General features: G+C 41.8%; 24 protein-coding genes and 1 riboswitch. Of the genes, 19 read left to right on the forward strand and 5 right to left on the reverse strand.

What is annotated here, in order from left to right; all coding sequences use genetic code 11:
* Window positions 1–2 precede the first annotated feature (2 nt).
* Window positions 3–1,031: a FecCD family ABC transporter permease gene (locus ACYVIL_RS08120; RefSeq protein ID WP_460312141.1), complete on the reverse strand. Its 1,029-nt coding sequence runs from the start codon at window positions 1,029–1,031 to the stop codon at window positions 3–5.
* Window positions 1,024–1,842 carry an ABC transporter ATP-binding protein gene (locus ACYVIL_RS08125; RefSeq protein WP_460312142.1) on the reverse strand — a complete coding sequence of 273 codons (819 nt, stop codon included), beginning with the start codon at window positions 1,840–1,842 and terminating at the stop codon, window positions 1,024–1,026. The genes ACYVIL_RS08120 and ACYVIL_RS08125 overlap by 8 nt, the downstream gene beginning before the upstream one ends.
* A 173-nt stretch (window positions 1,843–2,015) precedes the next feature.
* A riboswitch (cobalamin riboswitch) is annotated at window positions 2,016–2,167 on the reverse strand.
* Window positions 2,168–2,285: 118 nt separating this feature from the next.
* Here ACYVIL_RS08125 and ACYVIL_RS08130 point away from each other — a divergent pair.
* From ACYVIL_RS08130 to ACYVIL_RS08205, 16 genes are all read left to right on the forward strand, one after another.
* Window positions 2,286–2,819: a TRAP transporter small permease subunit gene (locus ACYVIL_RS08130; protein WP_460312143.1), complete on the forward strand. Its 534-nt coding sequence runs from the start codon at window positions 2,286–2,288 to the stop codon at window positions 2,817–2,819.
* Window positions 2,819–4,177 (forward strand): TRAP transporter large permease, encoded by a 1,359-nt coding sequence (locus ACYVIL_RS08135; RefSeq protein ID WP_460312144.1) that lies wholly within the window; start codon window positions 2,819–2,821, stop codon window positions 4,175–4,177. The genes ACYVIL_RS08130 and ACYVIL_RS08135 overlap by 1 nt, the downstream gene beginning before the upstream one ends.
* Window positions 4,178–4,196: 19 nt before the next feature.
* Entirely contained in the window at window positions 4,197–5,288 is a 1,092-nt protein-coding gene (locus ACYVIL_RS08140; RefSeq protein ID WP_460312145.1) for a TRAP transporter substrate-binding protein, read from the forward strand.
* A gap of 165 nt (window positions 5,289–5,453) precedes the next feature.
* A complete protein-coding gene (gene fabV / locus ACYVIL_RS08145) occupies window positions 5,454–6,632 on the forward strand; it encodes an enoyl-ACP reductase FabV (protein ID WP_460312146.1) in 1,179 nt (392 codons plus the stop codon).
* A gap of 478 nt (window positions 6,633–7,110) precedes the next feature.
* A complete protein-coding gene (locus ACYVIL_RS08150; RefSeq protein WP_460312147.1) occupies window positions 7,111–8,451 on the forward strand; it encodes a Na(+)-translocating NADH-quinone reductase subunit A in 1,341 nt (446 codons plus the stop codon).
* Window positions 8,452–8,454: 3 nt separating this feature from the next.
* Window positions 8,455–9,663: an NADH:ubiquinone reductase (Na(+)-transporting) subunit B gene (locus tag ACYVIL_RS08155; protein ID WP_303471200.1), complete on the forward strand. Its 1,209-nt coding sequence runs from the start codon at window positions 8,455–8,457 to the stop codon at window positions 9,661–9,663.
* Entirely contained in the window at window positions 9,653–10,411 is a 759-nt protein-coding gene (locus ACYVIL_RS08160) for a Na(+)-translocating NADH-quinone reductase subunit C (RefSeq protein WP_303471198.1), read from the forward strand. Before ACYVIL_RS08155 ends, ACYVIL_RS08160 begins: the two co-directional genes overlap by 11 nt.
* An 11-nt stretch (window positions 10,412–10,422) precedes the next feature.
* Window positions 10,423–11,055, forward strand: a complete 633-nt coding sequence (locus tag ACYVIL_RS08165; protein WP_303471196.1) for an NADH:ubiquinone reductase (Na(+)-transporting) subunit D — start codon at window positions 10,423–10,425, stop codon at window positions 11,053–11,055.
* 3 nt (window positions 11,056–11,058) lie between these two features.
* The gene (gene nqrE, locus ACYVIL_RS08170) at window positions 11,059–11,667 is read left to right on the forward strand and encodes an NADH:ubiquinone reductase (Na(+)-transporting) subunit E (RefSeq protein ID WP_216048953.1); all 609 of its coding nucleotides are present in this window, start codon (window positions 11,059–11,061) and stop codon (window positions 11,665–11,667) included.
* A gap of 26 nt (window positions 11,668–11,693) precedes the next feature.
* Window positions 11,694–12,926 (forward strand): NADH:ubiquinone reductase (Na(+)-transporting) subunit F, encoded by a 1,233-nt coding sequence (gene nqrF / locus ACYVIL_RS08175; protein ID WP_303471192.1) that lies wholly within the window; start codon window positions 11,694–11,696, stop codon window positions 12,924–12,926.
* Window positions 12,927–13,009: 83 nt separating this feature from the next.
* On the forward strand, window positions 13,010–14,041 hold the full coding sequence (locus ACYVIL_RS08180) for an FAD:protein FMN transferase (protein ID WP_460312148.1): 1,032 nt from the start codon (window positions 13,010–13,012) through the stop codon (window positions 14,039–14,041).
* Window positions 14,042–14,068: 27 nt separating this feature from the next.
* Entirely contained in the window at window positions 14,069–14,302 is a 234-nt protein-coding gene (gene nqrM, locus ACYVIL_RS08185; RefSeq protein WP_303471186.1) for a (Na+)-NQR maturation NqrM, read from the forward strand.
* A 185-nt stretch (window positions 14,303–14,487) separates the two neighbouring features.
* Complete coding sequence (locus ACYVIL_RS08190) at window positions 14,488–15,384, forward strand: hypothetical protein (protein ID WP_460312149.1); 897 nt, start codon at window positions 14,488–14,490, stop codon at window positions 15,382–15,384.
* Between the two features lie 58 nt (window positions 15,385–15,442).
* Window positions 15,443–16,510, forward strand: a complete 1,068-nt coding sequence (gene dinB, locus ACYVIL_RS08195; protein ID WP_460312150.1) for a DNA polymerase IV — start codon at window positions 15,443–15,445, stop codon at window positions 16,508–16,510.
* A 128-nt stretch (window positions 16,511–16,638) separates the two neighbouring features.
* Window positions 16,639–17,808, forward strand: a complete 1,170-nt coding sequence (locus tag ACYVIL_RS08200; RefSeq protein ID WP_460312151.1) for an MFS transporter — start codon at window positions 16,639–16,641, stop codon at window positions 17,806–17,808.
* A 2-nt stretch (window positions 17,809–17,810) separates the two neighbouring features.
* A complete protein-coding gene (locus ACYVIL_RS08205) occupies window positions 17,811–18,020 on the forward strand; it encodes a DUF1653 domain-containing protein (protein ID WP_460312152.1) in 210 nt (69 codons plus the stop codon).
* 52 nt (window positions 18,021–18,072) lie between these two features.
* Here the strand turns inward: ACYVIL_RS08205 and ACYVIL_RS08210 are convergent, their stop codons facing one another.
* Window positions 18,073–19,803 (reverse strand): Na+/H+ antiporter NhaC family protein, encoded by a 1,731-nt coding sequence (locus tag ACYVIL_RS08210; protein WP_460312153.1) that lies wholly within the window; start codon window positions 19,801–19,803, stop codon window positions 18,073–18,075.
* 165 nt (window positions 19,804–19,968) lie between these two features.
* Between ACYVIL_RS08210 and ACYVIL_RS08215 the strand changes: the two genes are divergently transcribed.
* The 3 genes from ACYVIL_RS08215 to ACYVIL_RS08225 all read left to right on the forward strand — a co-directional run bounded on the left by ACYVIL_RS08215 (window position 19,969) and on the right by ACYVIL_RS08225 (window position 21,980).
* Entirely contained in the window at window positions 19,969–20,826 is an 858-nt protein-coding gene (locus tag ACYVIL_RS08215) for an MBL fold metallo-hydrolase (protein ID WP_460312154.1), read from the forward strand.
* Complete coding sequence (locus tag ACYVIL_RS08220) at window positions 20,802–21,287, forward strand: GNAT family N-acetyltransferase (protein ID WP_460312155.1); 486 nt, start codon at window positions 20,802–20,804, stop codon at window positions 21,285–21,287. Before ACYVIL_RS08215 ends, ACYVIL_RS08220 begins: the two co-directional genes overlap by 25 nt.
* A 258-nt stretch (window positions 21,288–21,545) precedes the next feature.
* Window positions 21,546–21,980: a GNAT family N-acetyltransferase gene (locus ACYVIL_RS08225; RefSeq protein ID WP_460312156.1), complete on the forward strand. Its 435-nt coding sequence runs from the start codon at window positions 21,546–21,548 to the stop codon at window positions 21,978–21,980.
* 15 nt (window positions 21,981–21,995) lie between these two features.
* Here ACYVIL_RS08225 and ACYVIL_RS08230 read toward each other — a convergent pair whose 3' ends face one another.
* Complete coding sequence (locus ACYVIL_RS08230; RefSeq protein ID WP_460312157.1) at window positions 21,996–23,519, reverse strand: ISNCY family transposase; 1,524 nt, start codon at window positions 23,517–23,519, stop codon at window positions 21,996–21,998.
* Window positions 23,520–23,811: 292 nt separating this feature from the next.
* Entirely contained in the window at window positions 23,812–24,645 is an 834-nt protein-coding gene (locus tag ACYVIL_RS08235; protein WP_460312158.1) for a hypothetical protein, read from the reverse strand.
* Window positions 24,646–24,861 lie beyond the last annotated feature (216 nt).

Here is a 24,861-nt window from a genome sequence, read left to right on the forward strand (position 1 = left end):
CATTAACGTCCTTGGTTTTTTTGTAGGGCAAATAAGAAAAATAGGCTGCCGATTGCTGAAGTAATTATGCCAATGGGGATTTCTTGATTTTCGACTATCACCCTGGCAACAACATCAATCCAAATTAAAAAGCTACCGCCAATTAACACACAACCCACTATTAAATTTCTACTTGTCACCCCAAACCAACCTCTGACGATATGCGGGATCATCAACCCCACAAAGCCAATGCCACCACAATATGCGACTATGCACGATGTTAGCGCCGCGCAAATGACTAATACCAGTAAACGCAACGAATCAACTTTTATCCCCAAAGTTTGGGCATTTTCATCACCTAATAACATTGCATCCATATGACGGCCAAAAAGCCAAAGCAGTATGACACTGATAGAAACCATTGGAAGCATGATCCAAACGAACCACATTTGTGAATTAGCTAAGCTTCCAAGTAACCAAAAAATCACTTTATTAGCAGCAAAAGGTTCTGCCATAAACAATAAAAAATGACTCAGTGCACTTAACATAAATGACACGGCTACACCTGCTAACAACAAGTGCTCTGTACGATTTCCAAATAGCTTTCGAGATAAAATTTGTACAATAGTAACGGCTAAAAATGCCCCTAAAAACGCTGCTAAGGGGAGTGCATAGGTAAAGGGGATTTGTGCCAAGAATGCAAAAGCTGGAGAGAATGAAGCTAAGCTGCCGTTAAATAGTAAAGTAGCAATGCTTGCACCTAATCCCGCCCCAGATACTACCCCGAACAAATATGGGTCGGCTAATGGATTCCGATAGACATTTTGCAAAGTCGCCCCTGCTACAGCTAATCCTGCTCCCACTAAAAATCCCACCAAAACGCGAGGTAAGCGAACTTGCCAGAAAATAACCTCGTCAATACTCCCTTCACAGTTGTTCGCCATGCAAGCTAATACGGTGCGCAAATCTAACTCTGCCGCACCAAAAAATAATCCACAAAATATACTCAGAAAACTAATGCAGACCAGTGCCGCCCATTTCTCCTTAGACATCGGCTGTACCTATTTCGATGTTTTTATCCAAGCCATCAATTTCAGGCGGGCAGAACTCGATTCTTATTTTGTTATTAGTGGGCTTTTCGATAATCTGGCATGGGGTTTTGAAAACGTGTTGCAGTCGTTCTTCGGTGAATACCGCTTTTGGCGGCCCGAAGGCTAACATCTGTCCTTGGGTAAGTAAGCAAACTTTATCGCAATAATCCGCAGCATGATTTAAATCATGTAAGCTCATTATTATTGTTACCTTGTTATGTTTCGCTATTTTGCGTAATAAAGATAATATTTGATGCTCGTAAAACACATCTAGATGATTTATTGGCTCATCTAAAACGAATAATCCCGCTCCTTGCACTAAGGCTCTGGCTATTTGCCCTCGCTGCTGTTCCCCACCAGAGAGAGAACTAAATAATCGATGGCGCTTTTCAGTCAAACCAACTTGCGCAATTGCCGTTGAAACCTTTTGGTTATGTTCAGGTGATACTTTAGAAAATATGGACTGGTGGGGAAGTAAGCCCATACTAACTATTTGTTCAAGGTTGAGGTTAAAGACACTATTATTGAACTGATTTACAACAGCAATTTGTTTCGCTCGGCTATTTGCCGTGAAACTTTCAACAGGGGTCGAGCGCCAAAACACCTGCTGTTTTGAGGGATATTGGCCAGATATTAACTTTAGCAATGTCGTTTTACCCGCACCATTTGGGCCAACCACGGCAATGATAGCTCCTTCATCTGCCTGAAACTGAATATCAGAGAGTATCTGCGTGTCATCAATATTGTAATCGAGGTGCTGTAGTTTGAGCATGGCTGTAACGGACTTTCCCATTCATCTGAATCAGTACTGATTTAACCGTACTATTTTATTTTTATGCTGGTACACAGCGTATTTATACATTTGGTGTTTAACATTGTTGATCGGAGGGAAGTCGCAATGAAGTGATTACGCAAGCCAATCGTGAATTCCCGCACGCTAGAAACAATATAATTTAAGATTAGGCTGGTATCTGACTTATGGTTGGCAATATTGCCACCAATTACAGTTGCGGGTACAGTTTTGGATTCACACCAAATTCCCATTTTATTTCCACTCGACTACAGGAAACAAAACTACCCCTTGTCTAATTAAAGTGGAAAACCGAATCTAATATATAGCCAAAATATAGCAATCTTTACGCTTGCACCCTAGCGTTATTTCTTAAAAAAACGTGTAATATCGTACAAATAGAATAATTAGATAGGTGCATGGAAATGTTTAACGCCGCAGCACTCTCGCGGAATATTGACGTTTTTAACGATAATATAAGCAAACTAGTTAGCTGGTTCACGTTGTTTATGGCGCTCATTACACTGCTTATTGTGGTGCTACGGTACGGCTTTGATATTGGCTGGATTGCGATGCAGGAATCGGTGATGTATCTACATGCCTGTGTGTTTTTGTTGGGCAGTGCCCACACACTTCGTGTTAATGAGCACGTTAGAGTCGACATCTTTTACAGTAAATTCGATGGCACTAAAAAAGCAAAAATCGATACCTTTGGTACCTTATTTTTTATGCTACCAGTGAACATTTTTATCTTTATTGTCTGTTGGGATTATGTGGCTTCGTCATGGGCTATTATGGAAGACTCACAGGCTGCAGGGGGCTTACCCGCAGTATTTTTACTTAAAACCTTCATTTTATTGTTCGCTGCCCTGATGATTTTGCAAGGGGTCTCAGAACTGATCCGCAATATGCATGTCTGGTTACATCAATCTCATACCGTGGTTAGTGAGGATAAGTAATGGAATACCTCTCTTTGGTCATGTTTTTAATTGTTTGTTTAACCTTATTACTGGGTTATCCGGTGGCATACACTTTGGCGGGTACGGCTTTAATTTTTGCTGGGATCGGGGCGTTGTTTGGGGTTTTCGATACGGCCTATCTCCATGCTGTACCTAGTCGACTTTACGGTATAGTGACTAATCAAACCTTGATAGCTGTGCCACTGTTTGTCTTTATGGGCGTTATGTTAGAAAAGTCAAAAGTGGCTGAAAGTTTACTGGTTGCCATGGCGCAGGTCTTCGGTCGGTTAAAATCTGGCTTGGCGATCTCGGTGGTTTTGGTTGGCATGTTGTTAGCAGCAAGTACGGGTATCGTCGGTGCAACCGTGGTTACCATGGGATTATTGTCGTTGCCAACTATGTTAAAACAAGGGTATTCGCCCTCATTCGCCACCGGCGCTATTTGTGCAACTGGCACCCTAGGACAAATCATCCCTCCTTCCATTGCGTTGGTGTTGCTAGGTGACGTGTTATCAAGTGCATTTCAACAAGCACAATTGAATATGGGGATTTTCTCACCCGAGTCTGTATCTGTGGGAGATTTGTTTATTGGGGCTTTAGTCCCAGGCATGATGTTGGTCGCAATGTACTTACTTTATGTGGTGTTATTTGCCAATCGACACATAGATAAAGCCATGGGTGATAAGCACCGTGAAACACAGGCTTCCATTTCTTTAGCAGGGGCCTTGTTACCGCCACTTATTCTTATCTTCGTAGTGTTAGGCTCTATTTTAGGCGGCTTTGCTACTCCCACAGAGGCTGCAGGCGTGGGCGCTGCTGGCGCCCTAGTGTTGGGATTGGTGCAAAGGCAAGTCGATTGGGACAAATTAAGAGAAGTCATGTTAAGTACGACCCGCGTAACTGCCATGATATTTTTAATTCTCATTGGCGCTTCTATATTTTCCTTGGTATTTCGAGGCTTTGGTGGTGAAGAACTGATTGAGCATTTTTTTGAACAGCTTCCCGGCGGTACTTTTAGCGCTGTTTTAGTGGTAATGGTGGTCATCTTTTTATTGGGTTTCATTCTTGATTTTATTGAAATTACCTTTGTTGTTGTGCCCATAGTTGCCCCTGTTTTGCTGGCTATGGGGGTAGACCCAATTTGGTTGGGGATAATGATTGCGGTGAATCTGCAAACGTCATTTTTGACGCCACCCTTTGGCTTTGCGTTGTTTTATTTGCGTGGTGTTGCACCGGCAAATGTTCAGACCACTCAAATATATAAAGGCGTGATACCCTTCATTATTATTCAATTGCTCTTACTAATAGGCTTGGCTATTTGGCCGGATCTGGTAACGTGGCTGCCTTCTATATTGTGACCCTAATGGATTTAATTAAATGAAAATCTTAACGTTTATATCCTTGTTCTATAGCATCATTGTACTTACCTCTTGCGGCGGTAAGTCATCATCCGATTCTGGTGCCGCAGCATCACAGCAGAGTTATCAATGGAAACTAGTGACTTCCTGGCCAAAAAACTTTCCTGGTTTAGGCCGCGCCCCTGAGACGTTTGCGGAAAACGTCGAACGTATGTCTAACGGACGGTTAAAGATCAAAGTCTTCGGCGCAGGTCAAATGGTTCCTGGGTTTGAAGTGTTCGACACTGTCTCTAGTGGTGCTGCTGAAATGGGTCACTCCGGTTCTTATTATTGGAAAGGTAAAGCGCCCGCAGCGCAAATCTTTACGGCTATTCCCTTTGGTATGAATGCCACTGAGTTTAACGCTTGGCTGCACTACGGTGGTGGTTTAGAAATGTGGCGTGAACTCTATGCTCCATTTAATTTAATTCCTTTTGCTGGCGGGAATACCGGAGTGCAAAGTGCAGGATGGTTTAAAAAAGAAATTAATAGCGTTGACGATTTGCAAGGTCTCAAAATGCGTATTCCTGGATTAGGGGCTGAAGTCCTTAAAAAGCTTGGTGGGATCCCCGTTGCCTTGACTGGGGGCGAGTTGTTTACCGCTTTGCAATCTGGTGCCATTGACGCCACCGAATGGGTTGGCCCTTACAACGATTTGTCTTTCGGTCTATACAAGGCGGCGAAGTATTACTATCACACCGGTTGGCATGAGCCTGGTGCGAGTTTGGAATTTATCGTCAATAAAACGGCCTATGAATCCTTGCCTGAAGATTTGCAGGCGATAGTTGAGGTTGCTGCCAGAGCGGTAAATCAAGATATGTGGGACGAATATACCGCCGCCAATAATGATGCTGTGGGAGCCCTAGTGGAAACTCACGGTGTTGATATGCGCCCCTTGCCAAAGGATGTGGTTGCCGCTTTACATGCTGCCAGCATTGAAGTGATGCAAGAACAGTCTGCTGCGGACCCAACATTTGCTAAAATTTACGCTTCATATCAAAAATTCCAAGAAGATGTTTCTAAATATCATCAAATCTCTGAAATGGAATATTATAATAATCGACAAGAATGAAAATAAATTAGCTGTTCAGATTTGTTGTTGTGGCAATGACCCTTACAATAGAAGATTATCGAGTAAAAGCTATATTTGAGCCTTTTAAAAATCTCGTTTGAGAATAGATTGTGATAGTTAACCGGCTGTTTGAAATGTTCGGAAAATTTTTGAGGAAAATAGATTATGGTAATTAAGCCTAAAGTACGTGGCTTTATCTGCACTAACGCTCATCCCGTTGGTTGTGCTGCGAGTGTTGAAGAACAAATCGAATATGTTAAAAGTCAGGGAGATTTAGGCGAGGGTCCTAAGAACGTTTTGGTCTTAGGTTGTTCCACAGGCTACGGTCTGGCATCTCGCATCGTGTCTACTTTCGGCTATGGGGCAAATACCCTTGGTGTGTGTTTTGAAAAGCCACCAACGGAGAGAAAAACCGGCACCGCAGGCTGGTATAATACGGCCGCATTTCATCAACAAGCTAAAGACGCTGGCGTCTATGCTCAAACCATTAATGGCGATGCGTTCTCCAATGAAATCAAACAACAAGTGATTGAAACCCTTAAAGCTGATATGGGCAAGGTTGACTTAGTTATTTATAGTTTGGCATCTCCTCGCAGAACCGATCCTGAAACCGGTGAAGTGTATAAGTCTACCCTTAAACCTGTGGGGCAAAATTATAAAACCAAAACCTACGATACCGATAAGGATCTGATCCACGAAGTGGAATTAGAAGCGGCGAATGAAGACGAAATCGCCAACACTATTAAAGTGATGGGGGGGGAAGATTGGGAGCTTTGGCTAAATGCGTTAGCTGATGCTGATTTATTGGCAGAAAATTGCAAAACTACCGCTTACACCTATATTGGCAAAGAGTTAACTTGGCCAATCTATGGTCAGGCTACTATCGGTAAAGCCAAAGAAGACCTGGATCGCGCGGCAAGAGAAATTATAAAGCAACATAGCGACAAAAATGTTTCGGCTTACGTTTCTTCCTTGAAGGCGCTAGTAACCCAAGCAAGCTCAGCAATCCCTGTGATGCCTTTGTACATATCATTAATTTACAAAGTGATGAAACAGGAAGGTACCCATGAAGGCTGTATCGAACAAATTACCGGTTTGTTCCAGCAAAAACTGTTAGTCGAGTCTCCTGAAACTGACGAAGCTAATCGACTTCGCATGGACGGAAAAGAAACTAATGAAGCCACTCAGGCTGTGATTAAAGGTTTGTGGGATCAAGTTACCCAAGAAAATTTTCATGAATTGAGTGATTATGCTGGCTATCACCACGAGTTCTTAAAGCTGTTTGGTTTTGACATTGATGGTGTGGATTACGAGCAGGATATCGATCCACTAGTTAAATGGTAAACGTTTTTAGATTTTTTTAAACTAGACTTTGAACCCTAATTTACCTTTGCGTGTTAGGGTTTTTAACTTTTTGGTGGATACTTAAAAAAATTAAGTGCTGTTCATAAAATGCACTATATTTAGAAAAACCCTAAATATTATACGGAAAATTCTTATTTAACCGTAAATTGCGTAGCGTAAACCGGTGGATTAATGCTAAAATTCCGGAGTTTACTGACATGAGTTTCTTTAAATAGTTCATAATTAACTCATTTGCTCAATCATTCTCTTGCGAGGTGTGGACCAATACAGAAGTGATTCTGTGTTCACCTGGTTAAGGATTCACACTCAACAAAAGACAAAAATAGTAGATAAGTAAGATCACCTTTGAGTTTTCAAGCGAAACTGCGGATGTCGTCATTTTTCGCATTTACTAAGTAGAATTCAAAATTGATATTTCTTTCACTTTAATTTTATTTTTACAAGACTGCGGTTGCATATGATAAAAATCAAGCAAGGGTTAGACCTTCCTATTAAGGGGGCACCTAACCAAACAATTCAAAACGGCCCAAGCATCACACGCGTGGCTGTATTGGGGGAAGAATATGTTGGCATGCGTCCTACCATGTTTGTTCAGGTAGACGATGTAGTTAAGAAAGGTCAGGCTCTTTTTGAAGATAAAAAGAATCCTGGTGTTCTCTTTACTGCGCCAGCAGCGGGCAAGGTAGTTGAAGTTAATCGCGGGGCAAAACGTGTTTTGCAATCTGTGGTTATTGAACTAGCTGGCGATGAACATGAAATCTTCGACAAATATGATGCAGGGCAATTGAGTTCAATGCCTCGCGAAAAAGTTGAAGAGAATTTGGTTAAGTCAGGTTTGTGGGTTGCTTTAAAAACACGACCTTACAGCAAAGTACCGGCACTGGGTAGTGAGCCAAAGTCAATTTTTGTCACAGCTATGGACACCAACCCATTGGCTGCCGATCCTCAAGTGGTGATTGCCCAGCGTAAAGCTGACTTTGAAAACGGTTTAGCTGTTTTGAAGCAACTTACTACAGGTTCGGTTTATGTGTGTAAGGCTCCAGGTGCTGACATTCCTACTGGTTCAACTACGGTTGAAGTGGAAGAGTTTGCAGGCCCTCATCCAGCAGGCTTAGCTGGCACACATATCCACTTTTTAGATGCTGTTGGTGCGAATAAAACAGTTTGGTCAATTAACTATCAAGATGTCATGGCGTTCGGCGCCTTGTTTACCTCTGGTGAGTTAAATAACCAGCGTGTTATTGCATTAGGTGGCCCTGCTGCGAAGAATCCTCGTTTGCTCAGCACTATTCTTGGTGCCGATACTGCGCAATTAACTGCAGGTGAAACTGAAGGCGATGATGTTCGGGTAATTTCAGGCTCAGTGCTAATGGGTACAAATGCCCATGGTGTTCATGGTTTCTTGGGGCGTTATCACACCCAGATTTCATTATTACCTGAAGGTCATGAGAAAAAGTTCTTAGGATGGTTAGCGCCAGGCGGTGACATGCATTCTGTTACTCGTGCTTATCTTGGACACTTGTCACCTAAAAAACTATTTAATATGACAACGTCTACTAACGGTTCTGATCGTTCTATGGTGCCAATTGGTAACTATGAGCGCATTATGCCGTTAGATATTTTACCAACTTTGTTGCTTCGTGACATTATATCTGGCGATACCGATAGTGCACAAACACTAGGTTGCTTAGAACTTGACGAAGAAGATTTGGCGTTGTGTACGTATGTTTGTCCGGGTAAATACAACTACGGACCTATTCTACGTGACTGTCTCACCACCATTGAGAAAGAGGGTTAAGTCATGGGATTAAAAGCCTATTTAGAAAAAATAGAACCGAATTTCGAAGCCGGTGGTAAATATGAAAAGTTTTATGCGCTTTACGAAGCTGCAGCAACTATTTTTTACACACCCGGTAAAGTAAATAAAGCATCCACTCATGTGCGTGACAGCATTGATCTTAAGCGCATCATGATCATGGTGTGGATGGCAACGTTTCCAGCTATGTTTTACGGTATGTATAATGTAGGTGCGCAAGCTCATGATGCTCTAATAATGGGCGCAGGCACTTTGCCTGACATTTGGCAGGCCAACTTGTTTACCGCCCTAGGTGGACAAATTGGTGTTGAAGGCACAGGCTGGTTAGGCATGATGTCTTACGGCGCCTGTTTCTTCCTTCCTATTTACGCTACCGTCTTTGTTGTAGGTGGTTTTTGGGAAGTACTCTTCGCTTCAGTGCGTAAGCACGAAATAAACGAAGGTTTCTTCGTTACATCAGTACTCTTTGCATTAACCTTACCTGCAACTATTCCGTTATGGCAAGTTGCTTTAGGTATCACCTTCGGTGTTGTGATTGCAAAAGAAGTATTTGGTGGAACGGGTCGTAACTTCCTTAACCCAGCGTTGTCTGGACGTGCTTTCTTATACTTTGCCTATCCAGGGCAAATCTCAGGTGACCAAATATGGGTGGCTGCAGATGGCTATTCTGGCGCGACTTGGTTGAGTAAAGCAGCTTCTGGTGAAATGGACTATACCAATATGGAACTGTGGTGGAATTCCTTCTTTGGAAACATCCCAGGTTCAGTGGGTGAGGTATCTACCCTTGCGATTATGCTTGGCGGACTCTTCATTATATATATGCGCATCGCTTCTTGGCGTATTGTTTTGGGTGTGCTGTTAGGTGTTGCATTCTTTGCTTCCTTGTTAAACTTTGTCGACAGCAGTACTAACCCAATGTTTGCTATGCCGTGGTATTGGCATATGGTAACAGGTGGCTTGGCATTTGGTATGTTCTTCATGGCAACCGATCCCGTATCAGCCTCTTTCACAAACAAAGCTAAATGGGCATATGGTTTCTTAATTGGGTTTATGACGGTGATGATTCGTGTTCTCAACCCTGCTTTCCCTGAAGGGGTTATGCTAGCCATATTATTTGCAAATTTATGGGCGCCACTATTCGATTATTTCGTGGCTCAAAGTAATATCAAGCGGAGGGTTGCTCGTGTCGGATAAGAAAAAAGAAACCTTAGGCGGAACTATCGGTGTTGTTGTTGCCGTATGTTTGGTTTGCTCTGTTGTCGTTTCTGGTGCAGCAGTAGGCTTGCGTGAAATGCAACAAACCAATGCTGCTAATGATAAGCGCAGCAATATATTACAAGCCGCTGGTCTAGAAACCACTGCTGAGTGTGACGTACCTTGTACCTTTAACAAGTTCGTAACCGAACGTTTTGTTGATTTAGAAACCGGTGAGTATGTAGAAGTTGAAGAAGACTTCGATATGTATAAAGCGGCTAAAGAAGACAAATACAGCGTTAAGGTCGAGAACAGCAACGTTGGTTTTCAACGTCGCTCGAGTGTTGCAAGTGTTTACCTGATCAAAAATGAAGGCAATGAAGTCTCTCGTATCGTTTTACCTGTTCACGGTTCAGGATTATGGGATTTGATGTACGGTTTCCTAGCAATTGATGCTGATGGTAATACCGTTCGTGAGTTGGTTTATTATCAGCAAAAAGAAACCCCTGGACTTGGCGGTGAAGTGCAAAACCCGAGCTGGAAAGCGAAATGGGATGGCAAGAAATTGTTTAAAGATGGTGATGTAGCAATTCAGGTTAAGAAGAACGCAGGGTCGAATAACGATTATGCGGTTGATGCACTATCAGGTGCAACCTTAACCAGTAATGGTGTGCAGAATACATTGACATATTGGTTGGGTGAGAATGGTTTTGGACCTTACCTTAAAAATCAGACTTGGAAATCATAGGGCGAAGCACAATGGCTGAAACTAAAGAAATGAAAAAGGTGCTGTTCGGACCCATTCTGGACAACAACCCCATCGCATTGCAAGTGTTAGGTGTTTGTTCTGCACTTGCGATTACAACTAAATTAGAAACCGCGTTGGTTATGGCATTAGCTCTAACTTCTGTAACGGCGTTTTCTAACTTATTTATCTCTCTAATTCGTAAGCAGATCCCTTCTAGCGTACGTATTATTATTCAAATGACGATCATTGCCTCTTTGGTAATTGTTGTTGACCAAATTCTAAAAGCGGTCGCATACGACATAGCTAAAGAGTTATCCGTATTCGTTGGTTTGATTATTACCAACTGTATTGTAATGGGTCGGGCAGAGGCTTATGCCATGAAGAGTCCACCTTTTATGAGTTTCCTTGACGGTATCGGCAATGGCTTGGGTTACTCTTTTGTCCTCATCGTTATTGGCACCATTAAAGAACTATTTGGTTTCGGTACAATTCTCGGATTTGAGATTTTACCATTGGTTCAAAACGATGGTTGGTATCAGGGTAACGGTTTGTTGATTTTACCTTTCAGTTCATTCATTTTAATTGGTGGCTTGATTTGGTTTATCCGAACTATTCGTCCTGAACAAGTCGAACCTAAGGAGTAAGACATGGAACATTATTTAAGTCTTTTTGTTAAGTCTGTCTTCATTGAAAACATGGCATTGTCCCTGTTCTTAGGTATGTGTACTTTCTTAGCGGTATCTAAAAAAGTTAAAACTGCTATGGGACTTGGTGTTGCGGTAATCGTTGTACTCGGTATTTCGGTACCCGTTAACCAAGTTATTTACGTGAATATTCTTGCTCCTGGCGCACTTGCTTGGGCAGGTTTTCCTGATGCAGATTTGAGTTTCTTAAACTTCTTAACCTTTATCGGTGTTATTGCAGCATTAGTTCAGATTCTAGAAATGAGTTTGGATAAGTTTTTCCCAGCGTTATACAACGCGCTAGGTATCTTTTTACCGTTAATTACCGTTAACTGTGCCATCTTTGGTGGTGTAGCTTTCGCCGTGCAACGTGAATACAACTTCACTGAAAGCGTGGTTTACGGTATTGGTAGTGGTGCAGGTTGGGCAATAGCTATTACCCTACTGGCAGCGGTACGTGAAAAATTAAAATATGCTGATATGCCTGAAGGCATACGTGGACTAGGCTCTGTGTTTATGATTGCAGGTCTTATGGCATTAGGTTTCCAGTCGTTCACTGGCGTAGCCCTTTAAGCGAAGACACTAAGGAGTATTTGTAAATGAATCCAAATGAAATTTACCTTGGTGTAGGTATGTTTATTGCCATTGTTTTGGCACTCGTACTTATCATCATGTTCGCAAAGTCTAAGCTTGTTCCATCAGGCGACGTGACTATTACAATTAATGGTGACCCAGATAAAGCCATTACGGCTTCACCTGGCGGAAAACTATTAGGCGCTTTGGCTGATTCAGGTATTTTTGTATCGTCTGCCTGTGGTGGCGGTGGCTCTTGTGGTCAGTGCCGGGTTGACATCAAATCGGGCGGTGGTGAAATTCTGCCTACTGAACTTGATCATATAAGTAAGCGCGAAGCGAAAGAAGGTTGCCGTCTATCTTGTCAGGTTGCGATTAAGCAAGACATGGATATTGAATTGCCAGAAGAAGTCTTTGGTATTAAGAAATGGGATTGTGAAGTTATTTCTAACGATAACAAAGCAACCTTCATCAAAGAACTTAAGTTAGCAGTGCCAGATGGTGAAAGTGTACCTTTCCGTGCCGGTGGTTATATTCAAATTGAAGCTCCACCTCACCATGTTAAATATAAAGATTACGACATTCCTGACGAGTATAAGCCTGACTGGGAACGTTTTGGTTTCTTCGATATTGAGTCTAAAGTTGATGAAGAGACTATCCGTGCTTATTCAATGGCTAATTATCCTGAAGAAGAAGGGATCATTATGTTGAATGTGCGTATCGCGACGCCTCCACCTAACAACCTAAGCTTACCTGCAGGTAAGATGTCTTCGTACATTTGGAGTTTGAAAGAAGGCGATAAAGCCACTATTTCTGGTCCATTTGGTGAGTTCTTCGCGAAAGACACTCAGGCTGAAATGGTATTTGTGGGTGGTGGAGCTGGAATGGCGCCTATGCGTTCTCACATTTTCGACCAATTACGCCGTCTTAAAACCGATCGTAAAATTACTTTCTGGTATGGTGCTCGTTCACTACGTGAAATGTTCTACGTAGAAGATTTTGATATGCTACAAAAAGAAAATGAAAACTTTAAGTGGCACGTAGCATTATCAGATCCACAACCAGAAGATAATTGGGAAGGTGATACCGGGTTTATCCATAATGTATTGCTTGAAAATTACCTAAAAGATCACCCTGCACCTGAAGATTGTGAGTTCTACATGTGTGGTCCTCCTATGATGAATGCAGCGGTCATCAATATGCTTAAAGAATTAGGCGTTGAAGACGAAAACATCATGTTAGATGACTTCGGTGGCTAATTTTTAAATGGAAATTTGTAGAGAGGGGCATTGATATGCCCCTTTTTTTTATGACCTATCAAAATATGTAAATGGCGTTTTAAATGAACAAATTAAAATCCCTTGGTCTACTGTTGTGTGTTGTAGCGGTCGTATTCCTTGTTTGGAAGTCACCTGAAAACTCCGGAGAGATTCATTTGTCTGGAGCTACTATGGGCACCAGTTATAACGTGAAAGTGTTATCTGCAAGCCGGATGGCACCAGAGGAGTTACAACAAAAAATCGATAATTTACTGGTGGATATTAATAAGTTGATGTCTACCTACGATCCAAATTCTGAATTATCGCGTTTCAATCAGCAACTAACGTCTGAACCTTTTGAGCTGTCACCAGCAACCCTCAAGGTAGTTAAGGAAGCAAAGCGGCTCGGTGAGGTGAGTTTTGGGGTGCTGGATGTTACCGTAGGCCCATTGGTCAATTTATGGGGCTTTGGTCCAGAGGCGAGACCGGATAAGATTCCCTCTCAACAAACCATTGATACGGTTAAAAGCAAAGTTGGCTTAAATAAGTTGATCATTAAAGGCAATAGTTTGATCAAGCTACAACCAGACTTGTATGTGGATTTATCAACCATTGCAAAAGGCTATGGCGTTGATGCAGTTGCTGAGTTATTGGAGTCTTATGGCTATAGTAACTATCTTGTGGAGATTGGCGGTGAGATGCGCGTAGCTGGGGTAAAAAGTAATGGCCAAGGCTGGCGCATAGCAGTAGAAAAGCCAGTTAACAATGAGCGCGCTGTGCAAACTATTTTAACTATTGGTAATAATGCGGTGGCCAGTTCAGGAGATTATCGTAATTACTTCGAACAAGATGGCATGCGTTACTCCCATTTAATTGATCCGCGAACCGGTTACCCTATTCAACATAACTTAGTTGCCGTAACAGTGGTGCATCCTTCTTCGATGACTGCGGATGGTCTGGCAACGGCGCTAAATGTGTTAGGTAAAGAAGAAGCGCTACGAGTTGCTGAACAGCATAATTTAGATGTGATGCTAATTACACGAGAAAATGGCGACTTTAAAGCGTATACTACAGGTAAGTTCGACGAGTATATTCACGCTGCAAATGAGCAGTAAATTAAATTGAAATAACTAGGATACATTGTGAGTACGTTTATTTTAGCCTTTGTGTTTTTTCTTGTTGTGGTACTAGCCATGGCTGTAGGTTACATATTTCAACAAAAAACGATTGCTGGTAGTTGTGGCGGATTAGGTGCTTTAGGTATTTCCAAAGCCTGTGACTGTCCAGAGCCTTGCGACCGTAAAAAAGCACGTTTAGAAAAAGAAGAGCTGCGCCAGAAAAAACTTGCTGAGTGGAAAGAAAACCAAATTCTATAGTCTCTATTGCCGACTTAAGCCAACAAGGTTGTACTGTTTTTGCAGCCTTGTTCCTTCCACTGATTTGCCCTCTTATTTAACTGCTTTTGCTGAATATTACACTAGCGATCGAAAGTTTTTCATAAACTGCTGCAAAATAAATTACCTTTACTACACTTAATAAAAAGGTAAGCAGGGAAAGAAAAATGCCAAATGAAACTCCTATCGAACGCCGTCGCCGCATCGCTGCCCATACCGGTGTTACAAGTCTACGTACCGACTTTTTACATATCTGTAAAAAGCACCCTGATAGAATCGGTATTATTACCGAAGGTGATTCCTGGTTTGCCTATCCCAAGAAGTGGGTCGCATTTGGTGGTGATATAAACGTTATCCATCACATTGAAAATGTGGTTTCTAGGACGGATAAAGTGAATTTGCTGCGGTTGGCTAGTAATGGTGACGAGGCGGTTAATATGATGTCTGGTCAGCAGAAGGCCGATTTAGCCTCAGTGATGGAGCAAACTGCTAAGTACGTGAAACTGATTCTTTTCTCTGGAGGCGGGAATGATATTGTCGGTAAACGTGATATGCCTATGATATTAAATCAATACCAAGAAGGCTTCACTGCTCAAGAGTGTATTCATGCGGAACGTTTTAATCGTAAAATGGATGCAATCATATTAGCGTTTGATCAACTCATTGATTTGCGAGATGAATATAATCCCGATGCAACTATTATCACGCATACTTACGATATTGCTAAACCGAGTAAAGATGGCGCTGAATTTTTTTGGGGGTTAATAAAAACCAAACCATGGATTTATCCTTATTTAATCGAAAAAAACATCCCGTTAGATCTACATCTACCTATAGTTGAAATTCTTCTAGGGACCCTCAAGACCCGGCTTCAGGCTTTGGCCAGTAGACCTGAACATTTAAATAAATTACTGGTTGTGGATACTCAGGGAATTTTGCGACCGGGAAATAAAATCGATTGGTTAAATGAAATTCATCCGACTGAATCGGGTTTTAAGAAAATTGCTAAATCTATTTATGCTCAGATGAAATCACTACTCCCAGGGCTTCCTGCATTCAAATAGCTTGACCTGAAATTACCAATACTGTATAAAAAAACAGTTTTTGGTTTTGGTCGAGAAAATGCGCAAAATTATTCATATCGATATGGATTGCTTTTATGCGGCGGTAGAGATGCGTGACAATCCTGCGCTGAAAAATGTTCCTATCGCTATCGGCGGCCGTTCCGATAAGCGTGGCGTCATTTCCACCTGTAATTATCCCGCGAGAAAATTTGGCATACGTTCGGCGATGGCCACTGCTCACGCCCTCAAACTTTGTCCTAATCTCGTTATGGTGCCGGGACGAATGGAGCTTTATGCTAAAATATCAAAACAGATACGCGCTATTTTCCAACGATATACCGATAAAATTGAACCTTTGTCTTTGGATGAAGCTTATTTAGATGTATCTGACTCAACTCTATTCTCCGGCAGTGCGACTTTAATTGCACAAGATATTCGTGCCGCTATTGAAAATGAAACAGGACTAACTGCCTCTGCTGGCGTTGCGCCTATCAAGTTTGTGGCCAAAATTGCGAGCGATGAAAACAAACCAAATGGCATTTGTGTGATCACTCCTGAGACACTTGATGACTTTGTTAAAACCTTGCCACTTGGGAAAATCCCCGGGGTAGGCAAAGTCACAGTGCAGAAGTTACACAATTTAGGATTATATACCTGTAATGATGTTCGCACTTATCCCATAGAGCAACTCATTAAGGGCTTTGGCAAATTTGGCCCGATAATTTGGAAGCGTAGCAATGGTATCGATGATCGCGACTTAAGCCTTTCTAGGGAGCGCAAGTCTGTTGGCGTTGAGCGCACCTTACATGAAGATATTCAAACCAAAGAACAGTGTTTACAAGTATTGGAAACTCTCTATCCAAAACTGCAAGAACGATTAGAATCCGCCAGAAGCGATTGCAAAATCCAAACCCAGGGTGTGAAACTGAAATTTAGTGATTTTCAGCAAACCACCGTAGAGCATAGGTGTGCTGAACTGGATAAAAATTACTTTGTTGAGTTACTTGATGAAGCATTTGATCGCAAAACAGAGCGGGGTATTCGCTTAGTGGGCTTACATGTGGGGTTACCGGCAAAAAGTAAATTTCAGCAAATGGATTTGCCTTTTGATAATGTGCTCCCATAAATCTCGTTGGAGAATTGTTTAGTAATTTTGTTTAACCGTTTTTTGCCAAGCTATGTTATTTTGAATAGCTTATTTTATTTTATTGGGTAATTGCCTCCTTGTTTTCCCTGCCTCGTAATGTCTGGATTTTGACCTTAATACTCGCCTTTGCCATGAGTGCCGGGGCGATGATGGTTATGGTTGGTGGCCTTGTTGGCACTAAGCTCGCTCCTTCCCAAGGGCTTGCCACTCTGCCTGTGGCTATGATGATTATTGGAACCGCTGCTGGGGTGTTACCCGTTACTCGAGCTATGGGCAAACTGGGTCGTAAATTGGTTTTCTTGACTGTTGCTCTGCTTGCCTGTTTCGCTTGCTTGCTCGCTGCATTAAGTATTTACATTGCGCATTTCAAGCTGTTTTTATTGGCTACATTTTTACTCGGGGTAGCGATTTCGGGATTCCAGCAAATTCGTTTTGCGGCCATGGAGTCTGTGGATCTTGAACGCGCCCCTAAAGCCGCATCAACTGTGTTACTTGGGGGCTTAGCTGCAGCCATCATAGGTCCGGAACTGGCTACCTTCGGCAATCAACTCTTGCCCATCGCCTATGTTGGATCATTTGTATTAATGGGCGTGCTTTGTTTGCTCTGTTTTGGATTGTTCTGTTTATTTACCGAGACCCACAAACCTATCCCTAAGGCGCAACGGCAAAAAGTGGATATTAGCGATGTGTTATGCAAACCCTCATTTATCATCGCTGTTTCTGCATCTGTTGTGGGTTATGCGTTAATGAGCTTTATTATGACGGCCACACCTGTGCACATGCATGTGAATACCCATCATAGTTTAGAGCAGGCAAAGTGGGTGATCCAAAGTCATATATTAGCCATGTATTTACCATCAATATTTAGTGGGGTATTAATTGCTAAGCTTGGCGTATATCGAGTAATTTGGGCCGGTTTGTTCATCTATTTGTTGACTATCATCGCAGGTTCCATCGATAGCCATTTGATCAATTATTGGAGCGCATTAATTTTACTGGGTATCGGTTGGAACTTCTTGTTTTTAGGTGGGACAGTATTGTTGCCACAATCGCATACAGCTAACCAAAAATTCCAAGTTCAGAGTGTCAATGAATTTGCGGTATTTAGTGCCCAAGGACTTGCTTCGTTAGGGGCGGGAGCATTGCTTTTCGCATTGGGCTGGCAAGGACTTATGTTAACTAGCTTTATTATTATTTGCTGTCAGATAATTTTGCTGTCGTGGCAAGTTTGGCGAATCAAAGCGGCAAGCACATCTCAATTAACCGAAGAAGGATAAGTATGCTAAAAACAGGTAAGTATCGTCATTATAAGGGTAATGATTACGACGTGATTGGAGTGGCGAAACATTCTGAAGATGAATCCGAATTAGTAGTATATCGTCCTCTGTATGGTGATGGTGGCTTGTGGGTGAGGCCGTTGGAGATGTTTACCGAAGAGGTGGTGATTGATGGACAATCCGTTCCGCGCTTTAGATTCTTGGAAGAGTAAAGTGAGTCGATGGAAGCGCACCCAACCTTTAGACTGGATTGGGTGCCTAGGATTAACTCATAAACAGTGCGCATAACGTCCATAAAACCGCTGCGATTGTGGCGGCGAATGTGGCTGGCACTATTTGCGTTTTTACATGATCCATTAAATCACATCCCGTTGTCATCGAACTAAGAATGGTGGTATCAGATATTGGTGAACATTGGTCGCCATAGACACTGCCATTGAGCACTGCAGCAAAGCAAATCATCATGAACACTTCCGGGTTAGCTAACATTTCATTTTGAGAAATGTCCCAAACCAAAGGCATGGCTAAGGGAAAAGCAATGGCAAAGGTTCCCCAACTGGTTCCTGTGGAAAAAGCAATGAGCATAGTGAGTAATTGTAGAACCACTGGCAGGATCCAGAAAGGCATTTGTTCGCCTAATAAGTCCACTAAATATATTCCGCCACCAAGTTGTTTACTGATAGTGCCTATGGTTATCGCCAACATCAAAATGACCGAAGCAACAACTACCCCTTTCCACCCTATGCCTAGGCCATTAAGCATTTCTCGAATTTGCATACCTTTGACTATGGCAATCAGCACTGCGATTAATAGCGCTCCACCAAATGCCCAATGAATCTGAGGCGTCCCCGTTATTATGAATGTCACCACGGCAATTCCGATTAGGCTGATTAACGGAAAAACAAATTCTATCCAGTGAGGGCTATACCCTTCAGGAACACTCGTTTCTTGCAGCTCTTTGGCACTAATGGGGGAGGCGTCAGGGGCATCTAGCTGGCCTGTTAATCGAGCTCTAGAAATGGCTTTACGAATTGGCTTTCCAGAGAATACAGTAAACTCTAAACTAAGAAGGAGGGTACCAATTACCGCAAAAATACCATAGAAACTGAATGGGATACTGGAAAAGAAGAACGAAATTCGGTCGCTTTCCGTGGCTAAAAAGGCGACGCCAGGTACAAATATGAAAGCCTGAATATAAGCTGGCCAAGCATTAAAGGCGAGTACTGCAGCGATAGGCGAAGCGGTTGAGTCAACTACGTAACTCAGTTCCTCATGGCTTACATTGGCTTTATCTGCCATAGGTTTGACGGTTGTACCCACTAATACGGTGCTCATGGTGCCGCCTTGGAAAAATAACACTCCTAACATCCAGGTAACTAGCTTCGCTGAGCGCGGACCTGTCACAAAACGCTGGCTCATCATTTCTGCAAATGCTTGAGCCGCCCCGGTTTTGGACCAAATTCCCATCAGACCGCCCAGCAACCATAAATACAATATTAGGATGGACGCAGCGTCTGTGGTAGCCATATTCGGTATCAACACGTCTTGGCTTATATCAAACTTACCTAGCATAAATGCCCCTACTACTATTCCGCTAAACAAGGCGAGTAAAGGTTCTCGACTTATTAAACACAAGGCAATTGCAATGAATGCTGGTAATAAAGACCACACTTTAAAGTGATAATCTGCTCTAAGTAAAATAGGGTTTTGACCCACTTCCGAGATCACCACCCACTGTTCTTTCATCTCTGGCTCTGTGGTAAGTAAATCTAGTTTATGTTGGGCCAGTGGTGATTGCTCGTAAGGGGTAACCGCGCTAATAATTTGTTCACTACCTTGCTTTACGTACGCCCATTGCCCTTGCTCGGTTTGGTAGGTTTGGTATTGAATTCTTGATTCGACCCAAGTGGCTGGAACATAAAAGTTGACATACAAAGCTCCTAATAAACCTAAAACAATAGATAAAAAGGTTAACTTATTTTGCAATTTATTCATTCTAGCGCCACTCTAAGTAATTATGTCATTAGCAAATTGAGAAAGTACTAGTTTAACATCCATGAAGTCTAAACTTCTAAGCAAATTGGGTTCAATTGTCGTTAAATACTAACGAAAACTTGGTATCTTAATATTCAAAACTGACTAAACAAAAAGGATAGAAAAATGCGTAAACACGTTCTTTTATTGATGTTTCTCTTAACTGGATTTTTCACTACCTCTGGCTATGCTCAAAATAGTCCTGAGGACGTTACCATGAAATCTGAAAATTTGGGCGGTTCTGTTTATATGCTTACGGGGATGGGGGGAAATATTGGCGTATCAGCGGGCGATGACGGACTGCTTATTATAGATGACCAATACGAGCCCATGGCAGAGAAAATCTCAGCAGCCCTAGATTCCATTCTTAAAGACAAATTAAGATATGTGATCAATACTCACTATCATGGGGATCACACTGGTTCTAATGCGTATATGAAAGAAGTGAAAGATGCCACCATTTTTGCTCACGATAATGTGCGTATAAGACTTCTAGACAAAGAAGAACATAAACATTCTGAATTGCCAGTCGTCACTTATTCCCAAGGCGTTACCTTTCATTTTAACGGTGACACGCTCAAAGTGATGCATTTATCCAATGCCCACACCGATGGCGATAGTGTGGTTATGTTTGAAAAAGCCAATATTTTGCACACCGGAGACCTATTTTTTAATGGTCTTTTTCCTTATATCGATATTGATAGCGGCGGCTCAGTAAAGGGATATATTGCGGGTGTTGAGAAGCTTATTAGCATGATTAATGACGACACAAAAATTATTCCAGGGCACGGTCCATTAGGCAATAAGGCGCAGTTGCAAGCGTTTGTGGATATGATTAAACAAACTTCTGCGCAAGTTAAACAATTGAAAATAAATGGGTTGCCCGTTGAAGATGTTATAGATGCTGGGTTAGATGAAAAATGGAAAGATTGGAGTTGGGCGTTTATCAATGAAGAAAAATGGATAAGAACACTTTACCGTTAAGCTTAGTCGCGGCAACTGAAAGGGATGTCGCCAACCTTTGCGACTGGTTTAAAAGTCTTGATGAGGTTCGTGATTGGGGAGGACCTAATATGTCTTTCCCGATTAGCTCCCACAGTTTAGTCAAAGAAACTAAGTTAGAGCATGGATTGAGTTATAAGTTAATTGATGACAAAAACAACCTACTTGCTTTTGGACAATGTTACGAGCGAATGGGGCGATGTCATTTAGCGCGCTTAATTGTTAATCCTCAGATGCGAGGGAGTGGAATTGGAAGACAGCTCGTTATTTATATGATGACTCTAGGAGCTGAGTTAGTAGCAACTAGCGGCTTCTCATTGTTTGTATGGCCGCACAATAAAGTGGCTAAAAAATTATATGAATCTATGGGATTCAAAACTGCAATTTACCCAGAACCTTTAGCACCAGAGCTGGCTAAGTGTGATTATTTAATTAAAGATTAAAAGACTAAATTATTCATATGAAATAATCCGTTCTAATCAGTTTAAGGCAGCTCTAGCGTGCAAAACCCAAGAGCTCGCTATAATTGAATTAGTGTGATTACCAAGGGAACTTGACGGCAAAAGTACCAAGCGATTTTGACGTAAACACTATAGCACGCAGTAATCGAATCTCCTCAAGTAACGTATTGTTTTTTTTCATTTCACCCAGATATAAGCACTCCTAATCTAGAAATAAAAGGGAATTTTATGAATGTAAGTTTGCGTGAAGTTACGAAAGACAATTGGCTTGATGTGATTCATTTAGAGATTACTAAAGAGCAAGAAGATTACGTAGCTTTAAATTCAGAGTCTATTGCTGAGTCCAGTTTTTACCCCCATTACGTTAATCGAGCAATATATCTTGACGATAAAGTAGTCGGTTTTATGCAATATTATCAGGAGCTTGAAGAGGGACTACCAGATGAGTTTTATATTGCTCAGTTCATGGTTGATGTTAACTATCAAGGTCAAGGTATTGGCAAAATCGCTACAGAACTGGTAATTAATGAAATGAAAGCAATTCCAGAGTGTAAAAAAATCACCATACTCTATATGCCCGGTCATCATGCAATGCGCAAATTCTATTCACAGTTTGGTTTTATTGTGACTGAAGAAGATGAGGAAGACGGTGTTGTAATGGAGCTTGATGTTTAATAGTCCAAACGGCCATCAGGCCGTTTGTTTTTTGAACTGAGATTTTCTCAATCGAAGCTCAGTAGTATTCATCTTTTCCCTCAGCCAGATATTCCGAACACCGCTCCCGTGTATCGTGACGTTTTTCTCAGATTTTAGTAGTCTCGACACTTGTTGCTGACCGAAGTGTGGATTTGCCAGAGAGAACTCAATAACGATTTGTTCAATGGCCTTTTCAGTGCGGTTTTTGTGATGCAGGTTTGGCGTTTTTTGGCGTTTCAGTGCGTCAATACCGCCTTTCTGAATTAGCTTTCGATGTTGGTAAATAGTTTCACGCGATACACCACTGAGGCGTGATGCTTCAGCCACATTACCCAGTTTGTCTGCCAACGCCAGTACATCCAGTTTTTTCTGGATTTCAATATCTTCTAACGATGCCTTTGTTGGCTCAGTGACCTCCGATACCTGCAATTTTCGACCAGCGAAGAAGGCGTCAAACTGTTTACCTTTCCCTTTTCGTATCTCAATCTTCTGATGGGCGATTGAGTGCTTAATGGGGGAATCAATAAAGTAAAACGTATTGCCGTAGCTGAAGGTATGATCATTACGGATCTTACGGTATTCCTTCGCTATGCAAATATCATCAAGATTAATATGAGGAGATAAGGGCGTAAAGCTCGACTCGTTACCCTTGGATTCAACGGTGAGTTGCTTGTGCCAGAACTGCGGGATAAACACGTGTTGCAGATAGCTGGTTGCACCAGACATATCACTGATGTTGTTCAGCCGCAGCTCGGGTATCAGTCTATCCTGAAGGGTATCAAAGGCACGCTCTATACGCCCTTTACCTTGAGGAGAACTCGCGAAGATGATTTCTATACCCAACTCTTCGCAAGCCCGTTGCATCTGCGAGAAGTTACAGCGTTTAGGACCGCCGAAGATTCCTGCACGATCTACGTAGAGTGTTTTAAATACACCACGATTCTCAATGACTGAACGTAGCACTTTCAAGCAGCCTGCCGTCATTTCAGAAGGAAAAAACTCGGCATAAAGCTCGCTGCTGGCATCATCAATCATAGCAATAAGGCATGACTTCTTTGTGCCGAACCAACGATGTGTGCTGCCATCCATTTGCATCATTAAACCAGTGGTTTCCATACGCTCCCTGCGCTTGTGAACGCGTCCACGTCTGCGTTTAGCCCGTTTTACATGGTGAATGTCATGTGCCCATTTACGCAGGGTCTCACGCTTTACGGTGATGTGTTCATTGGCCAGCAATAACTCTCCAAGGTGAAGCAAGTTCACATCGTAATACTTGTCGCGAATTAGTGATTGAACCACGCGTTTTAATGAATCAGGCGTTTTATTGACTGGCGCATTACCCGTATTGCCATGTACAACAAAACGAATACCCATTTCACGATATCTCTGCAAATAACGTTCGACAGTGCGTCTAGATTTATTCAGGAGTTTGGTTGCATTATCAATAGTAATTTTATTTTCAGCCACTTTGGCAATGACATCAACAGTAAGTTGAGCTTTGGAATTTAACATGATCATCCTTAGCGTCTCTCCCATGTAAAAACACAGAAGAAACACGGTTAAAAGATAACCGTCAAATTCCCTTGGTAATTAGTGACTACGACAGAATCGCGTGGTAATTAAAGTACGACAGAATCGCTTGGTGTTAACAGCTATAATTGAATTAGTCTGAGCTCAACCTTACACTTTCTATATGAAGAGCTTGACCAAAACTTACAGACGGCTCCGTGCCATTTGCGGACGTTCGAGCTGTTTCGAATGATCAAGGTTAAACGAGCATTTCTATACAGGCAAAGTGGTTTAATACCTTCTATATTTTTCTTGATGCCTCTATTACAAACTCATTTATATATCGAATTGCGTCAGGTTCTTCTCTAGTATTATTGGAAGAAACGGTGCCAAGGATATTACCACTCTCTGAGATGTTTACTTGAACACACATACTTTTGATAGATAAAACATGTTCAAGAGAATAACCAAATTGTGCCAAAGAAAACCTCTCTGCAACTTTTTCGAAAAGATTTGCAATTTTATGAGTAAAATCTCGTGCTGAATCTCTAGTGTCGATAGGCCAAATATCATGCGAATATCTGATGTCATCCAATGACAAACTACCTATACCTACTTTATTAGAAGCAATACGCTCAAGCTCTTGGAAAGCAATGCTACTCTGTGTAAGAGCCTTGTCATAATGTTCTTTTTCAAGATGTTTTTCTGATAACTTGAGACAACCTCTAATTTTCTCATTAACTACACCATCTGCTGATGAAATAGTCTGAAAATCCACACCAATTTTGTGAGAGTTAAGTATTAAAAACTGTTTGCAACTCTCTATGTATTTGGGAACGTCAACGTTGGACGGAATGTTACCATAATGCTTAAAATTCACTCTTGCGCTGTTTAGCTCAAATATTTGAGGTTTTAAATCAACCCCGCCATGTTGACTGTCAATATTATTAATTAGAGATACGAAACCATCTTTAGGCTTTATGTCAATATTACGGTATTTTGCAATGTGCCAAATCAACATTTCGGCAGCATCTTGAAGTAGGGATACTGTAATACCATGAGAAAATACATCGCTTGGTGAGTAGGCTTCTATAGCCTTTTTGAATAAATGCTTAGACAGAATGATGCTATTCATAAATTTGGCCTAAAAGTTAAATGATTGGGCTTGAAGGTGCCACCGATAGATTTTCTCGAAGTTGCGATAATACAGGTTTTATCAATGTCCGCATCACGCCCTGAGTCATTCAACAAGTGTTTTATGTTGCCAATAGCGGAGAATTTCTCTCTTTCAGCGCTTTTAAATACTTTGACTCATCATAGGGAGTTCTTGTATTCCAACATTTATAAACAA

The sequence above is a fragment of the Aliiglaciecola aliphaticivorans genome, assembly GCF_054782055.1.